General features: G+C 61.8%; 10 protein-coding genes. 4 read left to right on the top strand and 6 right to left on the bottom strand.

Annotation, left to right across the window (positions count from 1 at the left end; translation table 11 throughout):
• The first annotated feature begins 179 nt into the window (after window positions 1-179).
• Window positions 180-1,646 (top strand): replicative DNA helicase, encoded by a 1,467-nt coding sequence (dnaB, locus tag ACZ5B4_RS01130; protein WP_464912599.1) that lies wholly within the window; start codon window positions 180-182, stop codon window positions 1,644-1,646.
• Window positions 1,647-1,730: 84 nt separating this feature from the next.
• Here the strand turns inward: dnaB and ACZ5B4_RS01125 are convergent, their stop codons facing one another.
• Window positions 1,731-2,771 (bottom strand): HDOD domain-containing protein, encoded by a 1,041-nt coding sequence (locus ACZ5B4_RS01125; RefSeq protein ID WP_464912598.1) that lies wholly within the window; start codon window positions 2,769-2,771, stop codon window positions 1,731-1,733.
• A gap of 650 nt (window positions 2,772-3,421) precedes the next feature.
• Between ACZ5B4_RS01125 and nuoF the strand changes: the two genes are divergently transcribed.
• The 3 genes from nuoF (at window position 3,422) to nuoE (ending at window position 8,029) form a co-directional block, all read left to right on the top strand.
• A complete protein-coding gene (nuoF, locus tag ACZ5B4_RS01120) occupies window positions 3,422-5,605 on the top strand; it encodes an NADH-quinone oxidoreductase subunit NuoF (protein ID WP_464912597.1) in 2,184 nt (727 codons plus the stop codon).
• Window positions 5,606-5,690: 85 nt separating this feature from the next.
• On the top strand, window positions 5,691-7,460 hold the full coding sequence (locus ACZ5B4_RS01115) for an NADH-dependent [FeFe] hydrogenase, group A6 (RefSeq protein WP_464912596.1): 1,770 nt from the start codon (window positions 5,691-5,693) through the stop codon (window positions 7,458-7,460).
• Window positions 7,457-8,029 carry an NADH-quinone oxidoreductase subunit NuoE gene (nuoE, locus tag ACZ5B4_RS01110; protein ID WP_464912595.1) on the top strand — a complete coding sequence of 191 codons (573 nt, stop codon included), beginning with the start codon at window positions 7,457-7,459 and terminating at the stop codon, window positions 8,027-8,029. Before ACZ5B4_RS01115 ends, nuoE begins: the two co-directional genes overlap by 4 nt.
• 187 nt (window positions 8,030-8,216) lie before the next feature.
• On the opposite strand, the gene ACZ5B4_RS01105 is transcribed toward nuoE, so the two are convergent.
• The 5 genes from ACZ5B4_RS01105 to ACZ5B4_RS01085 all read right to left on the bottom strand — a co-directional run bounded on the left by ACZ5B4_RS01105 (window position 8,217) and on the right by ACZ5B4_RS01085 (window position 16,242).
• Window positions 8,217-9,860: a methyl-accepting chemotaxis protein gene (locus tag ACZ5B4_RS01105; RefSeq protein WP_464912594.1), complete on the bottom strand. Its 1,644-nt coding sequence runs from the start codon at window positions 9,858-9,860 to the stop codon at window positions 8,217-8,219.
• Window positions 9,861-10,009: 149 nt separating this feature from the next.
• Window positions 10,010-10,183 (bottom strand): MCP four helix bundle domain-containing protein, encoded by a 174-nt coding sequence (locus tag ACZ5B4_RS01100; RefSeq protein WP_464912593.1) that lies wholly within the window; start codon window positions 10,181-10,183, stop codon window positions 10,010-10,012.
• 356 nt (window positions 10,184-10,539) lie between these two features.
• Window positions 10,540-11,394 carry an FG-GAP repeat domain-containing protein gene (locus tag ACZ5B4_RS01095; protein ID WP_464912592.1) on the bottom strand — a complete coding sequence of 285 codons (855 nt, stop codon included), beginning with the start codon at window positions 11,392-11,394 and terminating at the stop codon, window positions 10,540-10,542.
• Window positions 11,367-11,735: a hypothetical protein gene (locus tag ACZ5B4_RS01090; RefSeq protein WP_464912591.1), complete on the bottom strand. Its 369-nt coding sequence runs from the start codon at window positions 11,733-11,735 to the stop codon at window positions 11,367-11,369. Before ACZ5B4_RS01090 ends, ACZ5B4_RS01095 begins: the two co-directional genes overlap by 28 nt.
• Before the next feature lie 373 nt (window positions 11,736-12,108).
• On the bottom strand, window positions 12,109-16,242 hold the full coding sequence (locus ACZ5B4_RS01085; RefSeq protein ID WP_464912590.1) for a hypothetical protein: 4,134 nt from the start codon (window positions 16,240-16,242) through the stop codon (window positions 12,109-12,111).
• Window positions 16,243-17,012: the final 770 nt, after the last annotated feature.

The raw sequence follows: 17,012 nt of genomic DNA, 5'->3' as shown, positions 1-17,012 counted from the left end.
GAGCCCCTGCGACTCGCCCCTGCCGGTTGGGGCGAGTTTTTTTGCGCCCCGGATACACCCCGGCGAGATCAGGGGCATGACCTAAAACGGGTGAATTGCCCGATCCGGGCGGGAGCGTTAGATTTGCGTCAAGCGGAGGATTTGATGGCGATGCCGAGCACTGCTGGTCGAGGTTTGCCGTGAGCGAGAACGGACGCAAAGATGGCGAGAAAGGCTCTGGGCGGCACGGCGGAGATGGAGCGCCTTTCGGGCGGACGCCGCCGCATAGCGACGACGCTGAAAAGGCCGTGCTGGGCAGCATTCTGCTGGATCCTCGCGTCCTGGATGACGTAGCGATCCGTCTCGTCACCGACGATTTTTATCAGGACGCCCATCGCCGCATTTATGCCCGAATGTTGGCGATGCACGCCGAAAACCGCACCATCGACCCCATGCTGCTGGTCGAGGAATTGCGGCGTCACGGAGAATACGAGGCGGTGGGTGGGGCAGCCTATCTGGCCGAGATCGCCCAATCCGTCGCGGTGGCTTCGCATGCCGTCTATTATGCCGAGATCGTGCAGAATCACGCCTTTGTACGGGCTTTGATTCAGGCCGGCACCGAGATCGTGCGCGACGCGTTTCACCTCGAATTGGAGCCGCGCGAGCTATTGAATCGGGCGGAAGAGCGAATCTTCTCCGTTCGGGACCGCCGCTCCACCAGCGAGATCGCCCCCATCGGCGACGTGCTCATGGAGGCGTTCCAGCACCTGGATCACCGCATGGAGCACGGAGCGGGCACCGGGGTTCCCACCGGTTTCAGCGATCTGGATAAGCTGACGGGCGGGATGCACGAATCCGAACTTGTCATTCTGGCCGCCCGACCCAGCATGGGGAAAACCGCGCTGGCGACGAATATCGCCGAATACGTCGCCGTCGATGCCGGCATGACGTGCCTCTTCGTCAGCCTCGAAATGTCCCGGCTGGAGTTGGTCCAGCGAATGCTCTGCTCCCGGGGCAAGATCAACGGGCACAAGTTTCGCAGCGGCTTTCTTTCGGCCGATGATCGCGAGAAGCTCGTGAAGACGGCGGGCGAACTGAGCCGCGGACGGCTGTTGATCGACGATGCTCCCAGCCGGACTGTGACCGAGATCGCGGCGGTGGCTCGGCGCTTGAAACGCAAGGAGGACCTTCGGCTCATCGTCATCGACTACCTGCAATTGATCGAGCCGGACAACGCCAAGGATCCTCGGCAGGAGCAAGTGGCGAAGATCACGCGGCGGCTGAAAACCCTCGCCCGGGAACTCAAGGTGCCCATCCTTTGCCTCGCGCAGCTCAACCGGCAGACGGAAGTGGCGAAGGACAACCGACCCCGGCTCAGCCATCTCCGCGAGTCGGGGGCCATCGAACAGGATGCCGACGTGGTCATGTTCGTCCATCGCGAAGAGTATTACCACACGCAAGAAGAGGCGCAGTCGCAAAATCTCGTCGGTCTGGCGGAGATCATTATCGCCAAGCAGCGGAACGGACCGATTGGAGAGGTGAAGCTGACCTGGTTGAAAGACTTCACGCGATTCGAGAATTGCGAAGCCATGGACGACGGCGGGTATGCGGCTGACTACGTGCCCGACGATTATGGCCCGCCAGACTACGGCGAGGCCCCATTCTGAAGCCGCGTCTGCCTGCGGAGAGCGTGCTGCGTACGCCCGGCCGGACGATCTCAGTCGAGGGGCAAGGCGAAGACGCGGCGGCGCTCAGGGGCCGAAGTCTTGGTCCAAGACCGCGGTCACGCCGTCGTAGTCGATGGCCGTGTCGATGGCCTCTTCACGAAAGCGGCGGGCGGCCTCATGCCGCAAGCGACGGCAGTCGATATCCCCTTCGATGCGCACGGCGAACATCTCGGCGGCGTCGGCGATGTCCGCTTTGCACTCCATCGCCAGATCGATAAAACGGTCGAGATCGAAGTCGAAATGCCGTTCGAGGAATTCCTGAATCTTCGGAAGGAGCGGCGAGCCGGCGGTCCACAGCACGTCGGCCAGCAAGGTCCCGGCATACACGCTTCGAAGCAAGAGCGCATCGCCCACGGGCGGAAGGTGATGATTGGCCGCGGCGAGCGGCAGAGGGTTTGGGATGCCCCATCGGGACAGCAGCCGACCTCCCAGCGCCGCGTGCGAGAAGCCGTAGCGACTCACTTCCGCGTCCTGCAAGGTCGTGCCGTGCGGATGCTTCGTGTAGATCTTTACGTACTGATTGGTATCGACTTGCGCCAAGACCAGTACGCCGAGGTCCGCCAGCAGTCCCGCACTGTAGGCCTCGTCCGCCGAGCACCGCTGGACCTCACGGCTTAGCCTGGCCGCGGCGACGGCCGTGGTCAAAGCGCGTCGCCAGAAATCGTCGTAAACTTGCGCGGGAGTCCCACGGGTCAAACGGTCCACCAAACCGAAACTGAGCACGGCCAAACGCAGCGAGCGGGCACCCATCAGCATGATGGCTTGTCGCAGGCTGGAGATGCGGCGCGGCAAACCATAGGCGGCCGAGTTTACCAGCCTCAGGATCGAGGCCGTCAAGGCGGGATCCGCCTCCAAGTGCGTTTCCACATCCCGAACGTCGAACTCAGGATCCTTGAGCAAGTTGAGTACCCGCCAGGCAACCGTCGGCGAGGAGTGAAGCTCGTCCACGGCGTCCAGGAAGGCGTCCATGCAGGCATCCGCGGAACCACGATGCCGGCGGCAAGCCGCTTCGCCCTGGGAGCGTTTCGGACTGTCGTTCATCGGTCGCTCGTTGGAATCGGTCACGGCGGGAATCTCGCTAAAACCGAAGGATGTGCGCGGGTTGAGGAGCCGTCATAAGAACTATAGCTTGCCGGTGGGCATGCATCGCAAAATCGCGCCGGCCCCGAGTCGGCGTCCGGTGTTACCCCGACATCCGTGCCGATACCCCATGACGAAGCGTCACGACACGGCCACACACGGCACGGCACACCGAACCGTAGCCTAATCCGGCCTAACCACCCGGCGCAAGATGAAAATAGCGTCCCGAATTCTTCGGAAAGGGCTGTGCGATCCGGGCGATCCGGCCCCGAGTTCCCGTCGACCCGCGACTTTTTAGAGGGAAGAACCGACTGAATTGCGACTACGTAATAGCATTGTGGCCGTTGGGTTCGTTCATTCGATGCCGCCAATCGCGTACCCGCGCAAGGTTGCCAAGATACGCCGGCTGACAAAAGGACCGACCCTTTAGAGATCGTGAGATAGCTGTTGCGCCATCGTTGCGCACTTATTTTTCTAAACCGATTCTGGTAAATTGGTGCGTGTTTGCGATTGCGATCAGCGGCGCTGGACGAGACCACGGAAACGGGACGGCCGCGGCCTAGCAACCGGCACGGGCGGCACGTCTTGTCGGCGGCTGGATTGGAACGGGTTCGGCTCAGACACGAGGAGCGACCGTGAAACAGCAAGTTTGGGATGTTTTGCAGACCATCCGGCAGAAAAGCGAGGAGGTTGTCCGCGAGCGGACCGCGGGCGACCGGATTTTCGTCCAAGTCGGATCAGCGACTTGCGAGAATGCCGCCGGCGCCGTCGAGGTCGCCGAAGAGTTCCGCAAACACATCGCGGCGTCCGGGCGGGATGACATCGTTTTGCGACGCACCGGCTGCACCGGCCGATGCAGCCGCGAGCCGATCGTCAGCGTCTACCGGGCCGGTACCATGCCGGTCAAATACCAGCAAGTGACGCGCGAACTGGTGCATAACATATTCACGCAGCACATCCTGAAGGGTGAGCCGCTGCTCGATCACGTCTTGGACGGCCCGATCACGGCCGTCAGTCGGTTCGAGATACTCAACTGCGCTTCCCTGCGCTGCGGTTGGAAGGGGGAAAAGATTTGCGGCGGTCCCATGGCCAACCAGCTTCGCGCCATGGGTGTGGAGCCGGAAGAATGCCGGGTCATCAATGCCAGTTGCTTCGGAGCGTGCTCCGCGGAGCACGCCGGCAAACGTACGCACATCCTGGTTCGCCCGCAAAACGTGCTGTATCGCATCGAGACCCTGGCCGATCTGGAAGAAGTGGTGCGCGAGCACATTCGCGGCGGCCGCGTCGTGGAACGTCTCCGCGTCCGCGATGAACCGGTCAGCCAAGACTTCTTCGAGTTGTACGGCGAGGTCGCATTCTTCAACCGACAAACCCGAATCGCCCTCCGGCACAACGGCATCATCGATCCCGAGAGTATCGAGGAATATGTGCATTTTCGCGGGTTCGAGGCCTTGGCGAAGGTCTTGAGCGGCGGTGATCCGCAATCGGTGATCGACGAAGTCATCAGGTCTCGGTTGCGGGGACGCGGGGGCGGGGGATTTCCCACGGGTGAAAAATGGGCCTTGGCGGCCAAGTCGCCTGAAAAGGTCCGCTACATCATCTGCAACGCCGACGAAGGGGACCCCGGCGCCTTCATGGACCGCAGCATGCTGGAATCCGACCCCTTCAACGTGATCGAGGGAATGATCATCGGGGCCTTTGCGATCGGCGCACATCAGGGCTTCGTGTACGTCCGGGCGGAATACCCCTTGGCCGTGGAGCGGATCGAACGCGCCATTCGTAAGTGCCGCGAGTGGGGCCTCTTGGGCAAAAACATCCTCAACTCCGGATTCGACTTCGATCTCAGCATTCGCCTGGGGGCGGGGGCCTTCGTCTGCGGCGAGGAAACCGCCCTGATCCATTCCATCGAGGGCGAACGCGGACAACCGCGAATTCGTCCGCCGTATCCCACCGAGGTCGGCCTATGGGGCAAGCCGACGGTGATCAATAACGTCGAGACCTTCGCCAACGTCCCCGCCGTAATCATCTACGGCGCCGATTGGTTCAGCCGCATCGGCAGCCAAGCCAGCGGCGGGACCAAGGTCTTTGCCTTGGCGGGAAAGATCGCCCACACCGGGCTGGTCGAGGTGCCGATCGGCATCAGCCTTCGCGAAATCGTCATGGAAATCGGCGGCGGATGCAGCGGCGGCAAGGCGGTCAAGGCCGTGCAAACCGGAGGGCCCGCCGGCGGATGCATCCCCGCGACCATGCTCGATCTACGCGTCGATTTCGACACGCTGAACCGGGCCGGCTCGATCATGGGCTCCGGCGGCATGATCGTCCTCGACGAGGATGATTGCATGGTGGATATCGCCAAGTTCTTCACCGCCTTTTCCGAGGACGAATCCTGCGGAAAGTGCACTCCTTGCCGGGAGGGCACCAAGCGGATGATGGAGATTCTCGAGCGCATTACCACCGGAAAGGCGGACGAGAGCGATCTCGATAAGTTGGAACGCCTGGCGAAGCTGGTGCGGCGATCGTCATTATGCGGTTTGGGACGCGCAGCCCCCAACCCGGTCCTGAGTACGCTAACCCATTTTCGAGACGAATATCTCGCCCACGTTCGCGACAAACGCTGCCCCGCTAAGAAGTGTACCGCTCTGATTCGGTTTGAGATCGACGCCGAGAAGTGCGTCGGTTGCACCGCTTGCGCCCGGAATTGCCCCGTCGAGTGCATTTCCGGCAACCGGCGCGAGGTGCACGTGATCGATCAGGCACGCTGCATCAAATGCGGGCGGTGTTTCCAGGTTTGCCGGTTTGATGCCGTTTTGAAATTGTAACGAAGAATGCGGCGGGCTCGTCCTCGGCGGGCGGACCCGCGCGAAGCAGTCGCAAAGTTCGGGCGGACCAGGGAAACCCTTGACCATGATTCGCAAACGCAAGAAGCAGATCAACATCACGATTGACGGTACGCCGCTGACCGTGCCCGAGGGAACCACCGTCATGCAGGCGGCCGAGAAGCTCGGCATCCGCATCCCGCGCTTGTGCTACCACCCGGATCTGAGCCTGGCCGGATCGTGCCGCGTTTGCATCGTGGAAGTGGAAGGGACGGGGGCCTACACGGCCTCGTGCAGCGCCCCGGTTTGGGAAGGGATGTCGGTGAAGACCAACTCGCCGGCCATCCGCGAGGCGCGGCGCGATATCGTCGAGCTGTTGCTCGACAACCACCCCATGGATTGCCAAACTTGCGATCGCGACGGCAATTGCGAATTGCAGAACCTGGCCTATTCGCTGGGCGTTCGGGAACGGTTGTTCGCGGGAGCACGCAAGGAGTTTCCGATCGACGACAGCAGCAGCGCCGTCGTACGCAACCCGAACAAGTGCATCCTCTGCGGCCGCTGCGTTCGTGTGTGCTCCGAGATTCAGGGCGTGTACAACTTGAGCCAACACGGTCGCGGGTTCACCACGCAGGTCGGCCCCGCCCATTTGGTCAAAATGGACGACTCCGTCTGCATTCAATGCGGGCAGTGCATCAATGTCTGCCCGACGGCGGCTTTTCTGGAAAAATCCAGCGTCGAAGAGGTTTGGCGGGCGTTGGCCGATCCGGAAATGCACGTCGTGGTTCAAACGGCGCCGTCCATTCGTGCGGCCATCGGAGAAGGCTTCGACCTGCCGCCGGGAACGCCCTGCACCGGCAAGATGGTCACCGCCCTACGACTCTTGGGCTTCGACGCCGTCTTCGATACGGATTTGGGCGCCGACTTGACCATCGTCGAGGAGGCGCACGAGTTCTTGACGCGCCTTCAAAACGGCGGCCCCTTGCCGATGATCACGTCCTGTTCGCCCGGCTGGATCAGCTTTATGGAGAAGTTTTATCCGGAGCTGATTCCGCATGCCTCGACCTGCAAATCGCCGATGAGCATGCTATCGACGCTGGCCAAGACGTATTACGCCGAGCAGAAGGGAATCCCGCCCGAAAAGGTCTTCATGGTCGCGGTCATGCCTTGCGTCGCAAAGAAGTACGAGGCTCGGCGGCCGGAGCACATGATGGAAAACGGCTTACCCTATACGGACGCCGTCCTAACGACGCGGGAGCTGATTTGGATGATCAAGTGCTACGGCATCGAGTTCACCTCCCTGCCCGACGGCGATTTCGACGCTCCCCTCGGCCTGGCGACGGGGGCGGGGGATATTTTCGGCACGACCGGCGGCGTCATGGAGGCTACCCTGCGGGCCGCCTACCACATCCTCACCGATAGGCCGCCGGAACGCCTGGAGTTCACGGAGGTTCGAGCCGTGGAGGGGCTTCGCGAAACCTACGTCGCCATCGGCGAACGCAACATTCATGTCGCGGTAGCCAACGGACTCAACAACGCCAAGCAGGTTTTGGATAAGGTGACGAGCGGACGGGAAAATTTCCATGTCATCGAGGTGATGGCCTGCCCCGGCGGTTGCATCGGCGGCGGCGGGCAACCGTATCCTCCGCCCCATTACCACATCTTGGATCCGCAATTGCTCAAAAAACGCGCTGCCGCGCTCTACGCTATCGACGGCTCCAAGAAGCTCCGCGAATCGTACGAGAACCCGGCGTTGGAGGAGATCTACGAGAAGTTTCTGGGCAGCCCCGGATCGGAACGGGCGCACCAACTGCTGCACACACACTATTCGCCGAAGTTGCCGCGAGGTATCCGATGAATTGCCAACACGCGTGCTCCACCGATAATTGGGCCGAAGTCAAGGCCGCCGCCGAGCGTGTGCTGGGTGAAGACCTGGTCTCCTTCATCGAGCAATGCCGCGCGGAGCAAGACCCGCACAGCCAACTCATCGCCGTGCTGCATCGGGTTCAAGGCAAGTTCGGCTATTTGGGACAATCGCAACTGGATGCCGTAGCCCAATTGCTTCAGGTGCCCGCCGCGAAGGTATCGGGCGTGGCCAGCTTCTACCACTATTTCCGGTTGCAACCGCGAGGCAAGTTCATCATCAATTTGTGCCTGGGGACGGCCTGTTACGTCAAGGGAGCGGACCGCCTCGCCGAGAAACTCTCGGACGAATTGGGCATCCATTTCGGCGAAACCACCGGCGACGGCATGTTCACCTTGGAAGGCGCACGTTGCCTCGGGGCGTGCAGCCTGGCGCCCGTGCTGGTGGTTAACGACGACATGCACGGTTCGGTGACGCCCGACCAGATTCCCATCATCTTGGATCAATACATCAAGAAAGCCCGGCAGCAAAGCGACGAAAAGCCCGCACAACCGCAGACCTGAATGCTTTTGGGCACTCTTAAGAGCCGTACGAAGAACACGGGAGCCGCCTCCCAGTTGGGCGGCGATCCATTCCCCGGGTCTCGCTCAAGTATTCCGCACCAAAAGAGGGCGTCGAGGGCCGGCCGGCTCTCGACGCCCGGGTTTCCGGTTACCGGTTCACGCCAGACTCGGCTCCCAGGAGGGACGATCAGGCGATCACACCATGAATATTTTGTCGGATCTTGAATCGCCCGACCAAATGGCTCAAGGAATCGGCTTGCGACCCTAATTCCTCGCTATTGGAGGCCAATTCTTCGCTGCTGGAAGCGGTATGCTCCACGACCTCGGCGATGCCGCTGACGGCGCGAGCCACTTCTTCCGCCCCGCCGGCTTGCGCGATCGCCGATTCCGCGATTTCGCCGATTTTGCCCGCCGTGGCCTGAACGGCGGAGACGATATCCCCTAAGGCGGCGGCTACGGCTTGGCTCAACTCCACTCCTTGCTCGACGCTCTTGTTGGCGTTGCGAATGAGTTGGGTGATCTCGGCGGCCGCACGATTCGCACGTTCCGCCAGCTTGCGCACCTCGTCCGCCACCACGGCGAAGCCCATTCCGTGTTCGCCCGCCCGTGCCGCTTCGATGGCGGCGTTCAAGGCCAGGAGGTTCGTCTGACCGGCAATCTCGGAAATGACTTGGATGATTTGGGATATCTGTTCCGCATTCTTGCGGATGTCGGCCATCGCTTCCAAGGATTGACCGACGGCCCGCTCGCCCCGCTTCGCCAAACCTTCCGCCTCGCATCCCAGCCGTTGCGCTTCCTGGGCCGCGCTTTTGACGGTCGCGACCGACTCCGCCAACTGCTGAATCGACGCGTTGATTTGTTCAACGCTCGCACTCTGCTCCTGCGCGCCGGAGGCCAAGCTTTGAGAGGCCTCCGACACGATCCGCGAGCCTTCCCGAAACTGTTCCGTGCTGCAAGTCACATCGGCGATGATCGCCTCCAATTTGTCGCAGAAGGTGTTGAACCAAACAGCCATTTCTCCAATTTCGTCCTGACCGGAAACGCGCAGGCGTTTCGTAAGGTCGCCTTCGCCTTCGGCCACGTCTTGAAGCATACCAACAACTTCTCGAATGGGGCGCACGATGCTGATCGCTAACGATACTCCCACCGCCAGCGCGACCAGAAATGCCAGAGCGGAACCGGTCAGCATGACGGCCTTTGCGAATCTTGACGTCCGCGTCCCTTCCGCCACGGTCTGATCGGCCAGCTCCTCTTGCTTTGCGATCACCCGATCCAAGAGGCCTGCGGCCTTGGCCTGCTTGTCCGCTGCTTCGTGAACGACCAGCGCCAAGTAGGCGTTTTCCTTTTCGAAGGCGGCCCTCCCCACCGACTCCAATTCTTCCAGGCCCGCCAAGGTCTCCTCCGCCGCCGCTTCCATTTTTAGCAATTCCGCCCTTGCGGCTTCTTCGTCTCCGGAGGCTTTCATGCGTTTGATCTCCGCCACCGCGTCGTGAAAACGTCGATGCGGTTCCGCAACTCGGTCCAATACTCCGCGGATATCCCGATTGTGACTCTGAAAACTCCTCGCCCACCGCGCGAATTCGCAACTTGTGTGGTCGTCGCCGCCGTCGAATTCCGTTCCACGGAGCACAAGCCCCTGTACCTTAGAAAGGAGCTTATAGTGTCCCAGGCGAAGCGTTTCTATTTGGCACAGGAACGTGGCCGGATCTCCAACGTCCAAAGCTCGAATATCGCGGCACTGCGCCAAGCCCTTATCGTTGAGTTGCCGCCAATCGGCTACCGCCGCCTGAAAGTCATCCCAAAGCATTTGAATATCGGGCGGATGACTCATGCTCTCGAATTGTGCACATTCTTCCCTATAGCTCTTCCTCGCTTTTTCAATCGTCTCAAATTGTTGCTCCCAGGTCGAATCGTCGAGTTTCTGGCTTAGTAGGGTCCGTTGCGCAATACGCAACTCGTCGAAAGCCGCCTTGACACTCTTTAGTGAGCTGACGGAGGCAGAATGGTCTGAGACACATTCTGGGCACATGCCTGGAATCGGTTTAAGGCCCAGTAGCCGATCCCCCCCACAACCACCGATGCCGAGGCGACGAAGCAGAAGCCGCCGATCAACTTCGTCTTGATCGAGACACGGGACAATCGTTGGCGCGCCATGGTCGTACTCCTTTCAGCAAAGAAGCATGCGAGCGAACACTTCGGAGAGCAGCAATCAGTCCACGCAGCGACTGATCACCTGTCAATGCGAAGCCGCCGTATGCCGGCAGCCGCGAGAACGGGAGGGGTGGAGTAGCTAATAGAAAGCAACTGCTCCGCGCGAGAACAGGAGACCGGCTCGCAAATAAGAGATGCAACTAATAAAACTGTAGCTTAAAAAATCGCCCGGTCAAACGACATCATCCGCTCCGAACGGCATTTTGAACGGCTGTCCTCAATCCCCTCGCCCTCGAAATAAATCATGAAAACTTTGCCATTTTGGGAATAACGGATGGCAACAGCCATCTTGCCATGAGTCAGGGGCGAAGATTCAAGAGTATTTCCATCAGCGGCGCGTTGTGGTGGTACGGCTTGACGAGAATATCGAGGTGTCCGTCTCCATTGACGTCGGCAAGCCTGCCCTCGTGGATGCCTTGACCCGTGCGGACGATCTCCTTTCGGAACCCTCCCCGGCCGTCTCCGAGCCATACCATGATGCGAGCACGGTCTCCGGCGCCGGGCGATCCCATTTCGCCGATCACGATGTCTAGGTTACCGTCACGATCAAGGTCGCCGATCTCGCACGTGTGGCCGTGCACCACCTCCCCCAGCGAATGCCCCTGCCAACTCCTGCCGTCGAATTCGTACCACCGAGCCTCCCCGTCGGTATCACCCGGCGAGAAGACGATTTCCGGCCGCCCTCCCGCCACCAATTGTCCGGCCGCGCACTGGGTAAACCGCAAGCGGTCATCAATGATCTCGCAGTCGAAGGCGTCGTCGCCGCGGTACCGCAACCATCGCCCGCCGCCCACGATGTCCAACACTCCGTCGCCGTCCACGTCCACGGGTTGCGATGGGAAACCTTCCAACTCCGGGCCGTCCTGCCAGCGATAAATGACCCGCGCCGACCAAGGCGTTTCCACCCGCGGGTCTTTCGGCGGTGAAAGCATGAGAAGACTTTTGGCACCTTGATTCCACGACAACAACTCGGGGCGCCCGTCGCCCGTAAAGTCTCCGAACGTCTGATCGTGATGTTTGCGTCCCCCATCGACCTTGATGAGCCGCCGTTTCCAAGGCTTTTCGAAATGCGGCCTCGGATTCTCCCACCACCGCATCTCCGGTCCGGAGGCGTCTTGGCCCAAGATCAAATCGGGGTCGCCGTCTTCGCCCAAATCGGCCGCAACGCCTCCCGCCTCGGGCCGCAGCCCCCCGCCTCGATGACGCGCCGTTCCCAAGTCGTCCCGGTCCATCGATACCACACGACGGCCGGTGCTCGGGTCCGCTCGCCCACGGCAAAATCGAGGATCGAATCGCCGTCGAAATCGGCGACGACCAAACACGTTTGTTGATCGCCGGAGTTGGGCGGCGGAAAGTCTCCCCAACGACTGCTCTTCAGCGTCCAGGAGCCGAAGTCTCGCTCATCGGCAGCGGCGACGCCCGCAACGCAGCACCAAGCGAGCCAAACCAGCGCCGCCCGGCCGAGGATGCGCGTCACACATCGCGATTCGACCAAGGGCCGGAGGGTTCCTGGAAACCGACCCGACGCGACGGCGCGGCCGCTCCTATTGCCGGAAGATAGCGGAACAGGCTTTTGATATGGTGCATGGCAGTTCCTCGCGGCCGTCACGGCGATAATTCATTCCGAAATCGCAGATCCGGGCACGCTCGGGCGTGCTCGGTGTGTGGTGCCGTTCTCTTCGCTCCAACACAATCTATCACTGCTCCAGGCTCGCACAAGAGCGGCCCCGCGGCGTGCGGAGGTACCTCGCACAGTCGGAAATGCACTGCGGCTTCGAGGGAGCAGACACCGCGGCGCAGCAAAAAGGGCCGTCGGTGATCGAACCGGCGGCCCTCGTATCAGGAGGGGGGAGGGATTCGGTTTTCGGCTACGGCGTGGTGATGCCGAGCTTTTCTTCCTCTTCTTCGGGGATGATGATCCGCGGAGTGACCATCATCATCAGGCTTTGGGTTTCCCGGCCGACGCTCGCGTTCTTGAAGAGCCGGTTGAGGTACGGGATCTTCGAGAGCATCGGCACGCCGAACTCATTGCGGCCCTCGCTCAGCCGCTTGATACCGCCCAACAGAACCGTGCCGCCGTCCGGAACGCTGACCGTCGTGTTCACGGAGACCGAAGCCACGGTGGGCAATTGGACGGTGCTGCCTTGCCGCGTGGTCGTGCGGTTGCGGCTGTTCTTAGTGTTGTCGTTCGGCTCCGTCTGGTTCCCTTCCGCCGAGGTCGTCTCCGTGGTCGTTTCCGATCCGGTGAAGGTGAACTGATTCACCTCTTGGATGCGGGCGAAGTAGGGGATGACCGTCATGCGGACGAACCGCCGATCTTGGGAGACCACAGCCTGTACCGTGAGGAAGGTGCCCTCGGAGACCATCACGACCACCGGTTGCTGGGCGGCCGCGAAATCGCCGACCACGGGGATGATTCCCATCACGAACGGGCTGGTGGACTGGTCGGAAATCGAGGCGTATTGGCCGTTGAAGAGCGTGACCTTCGGCGCTTGCAGGACGTTCGACCGGCGATCGCCCTGGGCGGCTTCGATGAAGAAATAGGCCTCGATCTCGCTCAGGATGGCGAATCCCAGTTGAGCGCCCGCGGTACCGTCGTAGCCGCCGAATTGCGGCGTGGCCAGCGCGAAGCTCCCTTGGCGGAACGGGATGTCGAGGTCGGCGCTGAAGCTGGCCGGGGCACCCAAGCCGACCGGTGCGCTGAGGCCCACCGTCACGCCCCGGCTCGAATCCTTGTCGGTCAGGTCGCGGACCTCTTCCTCGTCATTCGCCGGATCGGCCGGAGTCACGACTTGTCCGAAGGTAACGCCGCTTCGGCCGTCGATCTTGTCATTGAGGTCGAAGTCGAAGTCGACGCCGATCCGTTCGAAGAAGTTGTCGTTCAAGGTGATGAATCGGACCTCGACGGTGACTTGCAGATCCTGCATTCTGCGGAGCTGCTCCAGCAAGTCGGCGATCTGTTCGTGAACTTCCTGCGTGTTGCTGATCACGAGGCTGAGATTGGTGGGGAACGGCGAGATGGAACCGGGTCCGCCTTGGGCATCCCAACTGGTGGGATCCACCGTCGTCTGGATCAGGTCGATCAGGCTTTGGAAGTCGGCCAACGCGGCACCGCCCATTCCGCCGGCGCCCGCCCCGAACGGCACGTTCGCGCCGCCCGGCAGAGCGTTCGCCGTGGATTGCGACATCTGAGCCAGAATGGCCGGGTTGATTACGGCCGAGACCCGTTCACCGCCGCGCGAGGCGAGGACGGTATTCGGCGTCGTACCGGCCGAGACCACGCCGGCTTGACGCATGGCATTGGCGTAGGCAGCATCCAGCGGCATACCGCTTTGGATGAAGTTCGGGATAGGACTGACCAGGTCGGCGACGTCGTACGCCCTGGTATAGACCACGCCGCGCGTCATCTGCTCGCTGGTGATTTTCAGCACGTCGTCCTGGATGACGTAGGAGAGGTGCAACGGCTGCAAGATCAGGTTCAACGCGCTCTTGAGGGAGACTTCTTGAGAGAGATTGATGGTCACCGGTGCGTCGGTCGAAACGCCTTCCGTGGCCAAGCCGTTCGGATCGATGTGCACGTTGACGTCGGAGAGTTTGGCGAGGAAGTCGATCACTCGCGACAGAGGCGCCGCCTCGAACTGCATCATCACCGGGGTGGAGAGCTTACGCTCGATCTCCAGCTCCCTTTCCGAACGCTGCCGGCGGATTTCGGCCATCTTCGCCCGCCGATCCGTCAACTGCTTCCATTCCCTGGCGTCCGGCAGGAGGAACGGATTGGAGTCGTCGAAGGGCACGGACGAGCGATCCACCGACGCCAAGGTCGCAAGGAAGGCCTGTTCCTTCTGATCCTTGAGGGCCATATTCTCGCTGTATTGGCGGATGAATCGGGCGTTCAAGACCAATTGTTGCGTGACGGGGTTCTCGGGATCGAGTTCCGCCGCCCGTTTCGCGACCACCTCCGCCTCCGCGAAGCGCTGCTGGCTGATGAGCTGATTGTACTCTTGCACCATCTCCGCCAGCTTGCTTTGCTTGTCGAAGGTTCCCAATCGGGTTTGCGTGACCGAAGTCTCGACCTCGGCATTGCGCTTTTGGCGATCGAGAATCGGCTTGTTTTGCTCGACGTAGCGATAGATCTCCGCCAGTCGAGCATCCAATCGCCGCAGGAGCTGATCCCGCGCCGCGGAATCGACGGACGCGGTCTCGATTTTCCCGCGCATCCCTTCCAAGATCTGCCGGCTCCGCGCGGGATCGCCGTCCAACAGGCTCAGAGCTTGGGATTCCTTTTGCGCCAACTCCGCGGAAAGCTGCCGAACAATCATCTGCTGTTGCATGGAGATTTCGGAGCTCGGCGGCACGGCCTGGTAGCCCGTGCGAGCTGCGGATTGTTGCAGGATGTCCTGAACCCGTTGCACGGTGACCGGGTCCATTTCCGCGAAGTAGGCCGTCGATTGACGGAAGTACTCCATGGCGGTCGCTTGGTCGTTCCGCCGCAATGCTTCCTCCGCCTGCCGGACCAGCATCATGCCGCGGCCGGGGACGGCGGCTTCGGCTTGGAAGGGCCCTGCCGGTAGGCCGGGTTGGACCGACGAGGCCGCTACGTTGCGCGTGGCGTCCGCGGCGGGATTGTACACCGCCGCCGCCGCGACATTGGGAGTGCCGTAGTTCCCCGAGGCCGGAACCACGCCCTGCGCGGCGGCCGGAATGACTCCCGCCGATGACTTGGCCTGTTGCACGGCGGCAAGCAAGCGGGCGGGGCTGTCCTCGCCGGGGCCGAAGGCCGACTCCGGAAGTTGGAACGAAGCCGCCTGCATGGCATACGTTTCCGCGGTGCTCCAATCACCGGTTTGCAGCGCCGCACGAGCACGCTGGAGGAGATCGGCGGCACGCTGCTTGGCGGCCAAGGCATAACCGGGGGCGTTCGCGGCCGCTTCCGGAACGCTGACCGGGCTGCGACGGCGGCGTTCTTCGGCGACGCGATCCAGGATCGTCTCCGGTCGCAACTCGAAGGGGCTGAAGCTGACGCCTTGCTGCACCGCGTGCTGAGCCAGGCGCTCCGCCTCGTTCAGATCACCCCAACGCAGCAAGCCGTCGGCCTGTTCCAGCAGCAGCTTGGCGTAAAGCCGACGCCACCCTTCGCTTTGACCTCGCTCGGCCTTTTGAGCCATGAGATCTTGATAGGTGCGGATCAGGGTTTCGATCCGTTCCGGAGAATCTTCGAAGCGACCGTAAGTCAGCCCCAGCGAACGGACCTGCTCCACGTGGCGCTGTGCGGTCTTGATGTCACCCAGGGCCAAGGCCCGGCGGGCCTCCAGCAACCATTGATCGCTCTGCTTCTGGGTGGGCGATTTGCTTTCGGGGGTGATTCCGGGCGGCGTCATCGAGGTCATCTGGCCGACCGGCGGCAGGGGCGTGATCGGCGCTCCATTCGCCGAGCCGGCTTGATTGCCCGCGGCGGGATCATAGCCCATGCGGCGAAGATCGTCGGCCAACTTGGCCGGAGAATCCTCGTCCGGCGAGAATACCGCCGAGACGCCGACCGCGGCACGGTACCAATTGGCGGCATCCTGCACATCTCCCTTGGCCAGCGCCAATCGACCGTTGCGAAGATAGGTCTTGGCAAGGCTCTTAGGATCGTCGGCGCTCAATCCCCGGGCATCGAAGGGAGTTTGCCCGGGGGCGGGAGCACCGGCGGCCGAGCGTGCCGCTTCCAAGGTCCGGCGGACTTTGCTCGGCGTGTCTCCCAGATGCAGCGGGGGATAGGGAACGCCCAAAGCTTCGGCTTGCCGGATCAGCAATTCCGCGCCCTGGTAGTTTCTTTCGGCGATGGCCTGCTTGGCCCGCTTCAGCAGATCATCGCTTTGCCGGCGCAAGGCGTCAGCGTCTTGGGCAGGCTGCGTTGTACCGAAGTCGGTCAGTCCCTGTCCGACCGCCCAGGGTGCCGTCATCAGCAGCCCCAGGCCGACGGCAGCCAGGCCGGTGAGGATGCGCACAGTCGTTTTCAACCCAGTTCTCCTTTCGAGACTCGCAGGACTCCGTTCCGCGCCTCGGTGGCGGCTGTCCCAGCCAAGATAACTTCGGTGTCCGTAACGCTCCGACGGCATAGGGGTATCGCCTCCATGCGATGCCTTCGTCGCCGCAATCTCCCCGAGCCCTTTCCCTTGCCAGACTCGTGTTCCACAGGCGGAGATTCGGTGAATTCGCTGATCCGACACAGGGTCGGTACGGGTCAAATACTCTAATCGCGGTTTTGGGTCAAGGTTGATTTCATCGGATTTTTCGCGGTGGAAGCATTTCGGCTCCTGCGTCCGTTGCTTGACGGAGAACCATCCGGCGAAACACAAACCGAAACTTCACCTTCCTCCTGTCCTCGCCTCTCGAATCCCGGCGGTCGGAAGTCGTCTGCCCGTTCGAACCTGGAAAGCGTGCATGACTTCCTCGCCCGATTCGTGGGGCACACCCTGTCACCGGCCCTGATGCCTATTGCTCGCGTGCCGGGGTTTCGTGAACCGAAGACGGCCGACCTCTTGCCCGGCCGCCTCGTCTCGCCACCGCCGCCGATATCTCACGGACGCACCCGTGCCGCAGTTGAAACTTCCCGCTTGCCGAGCCGCATCAAAGGGGTTGCTAGAACAAGAGGGCGGGAGAGTACAGCTCTTGCTTGCGACTGTCAACGGCGATTCGGCGACACCGCGAAAAAGAGAGAAGACGCAGCGGCGAGCGCGAGGTTTGGCAGGGAAGCCGCTCTGATATGCGGTGGTGCGGCGCACGCGAT

It is taken from the genome of Thermogutta hypogea (genome assembly GCF_055386265.1).
This window is presented reverse-complemented; position numbering and strand designations above follow the sequence as displayed.

Excerpts from the sequence above, each read along its gene's own strand:
- ACZ5B4_RS01115 (WP_464912596.1), top strand. The coding sequence starts at position 5,691 with ATGATTCGCAAACGCAAGAAGCAGATCAACATCACGATTGACGGTACG.
- nuoE (WP_464912595.1), top strand. The coding sequence starts at position 7,457 with ATGAATTGCCAACACGCGTGCTCCACCGATAATTGGGCCGAAGTCAAG.
- ACZ5B4_RS01105 (WP_464912594.1), bottom strand. The coding sequence starts at position 9,860 with ATGAGTCATCCGCCCGATATTCAAATGCTTTGGGATGACTTTCAGGCG.
- ACZ5B4_RS01100 (WP_464912593.1), bottom strand. The coding sequence starts at position 10,183 with ATGGCGCGCCAACGATTGTCCCGTGTCTCGATCAAGACGAAGTTGATC.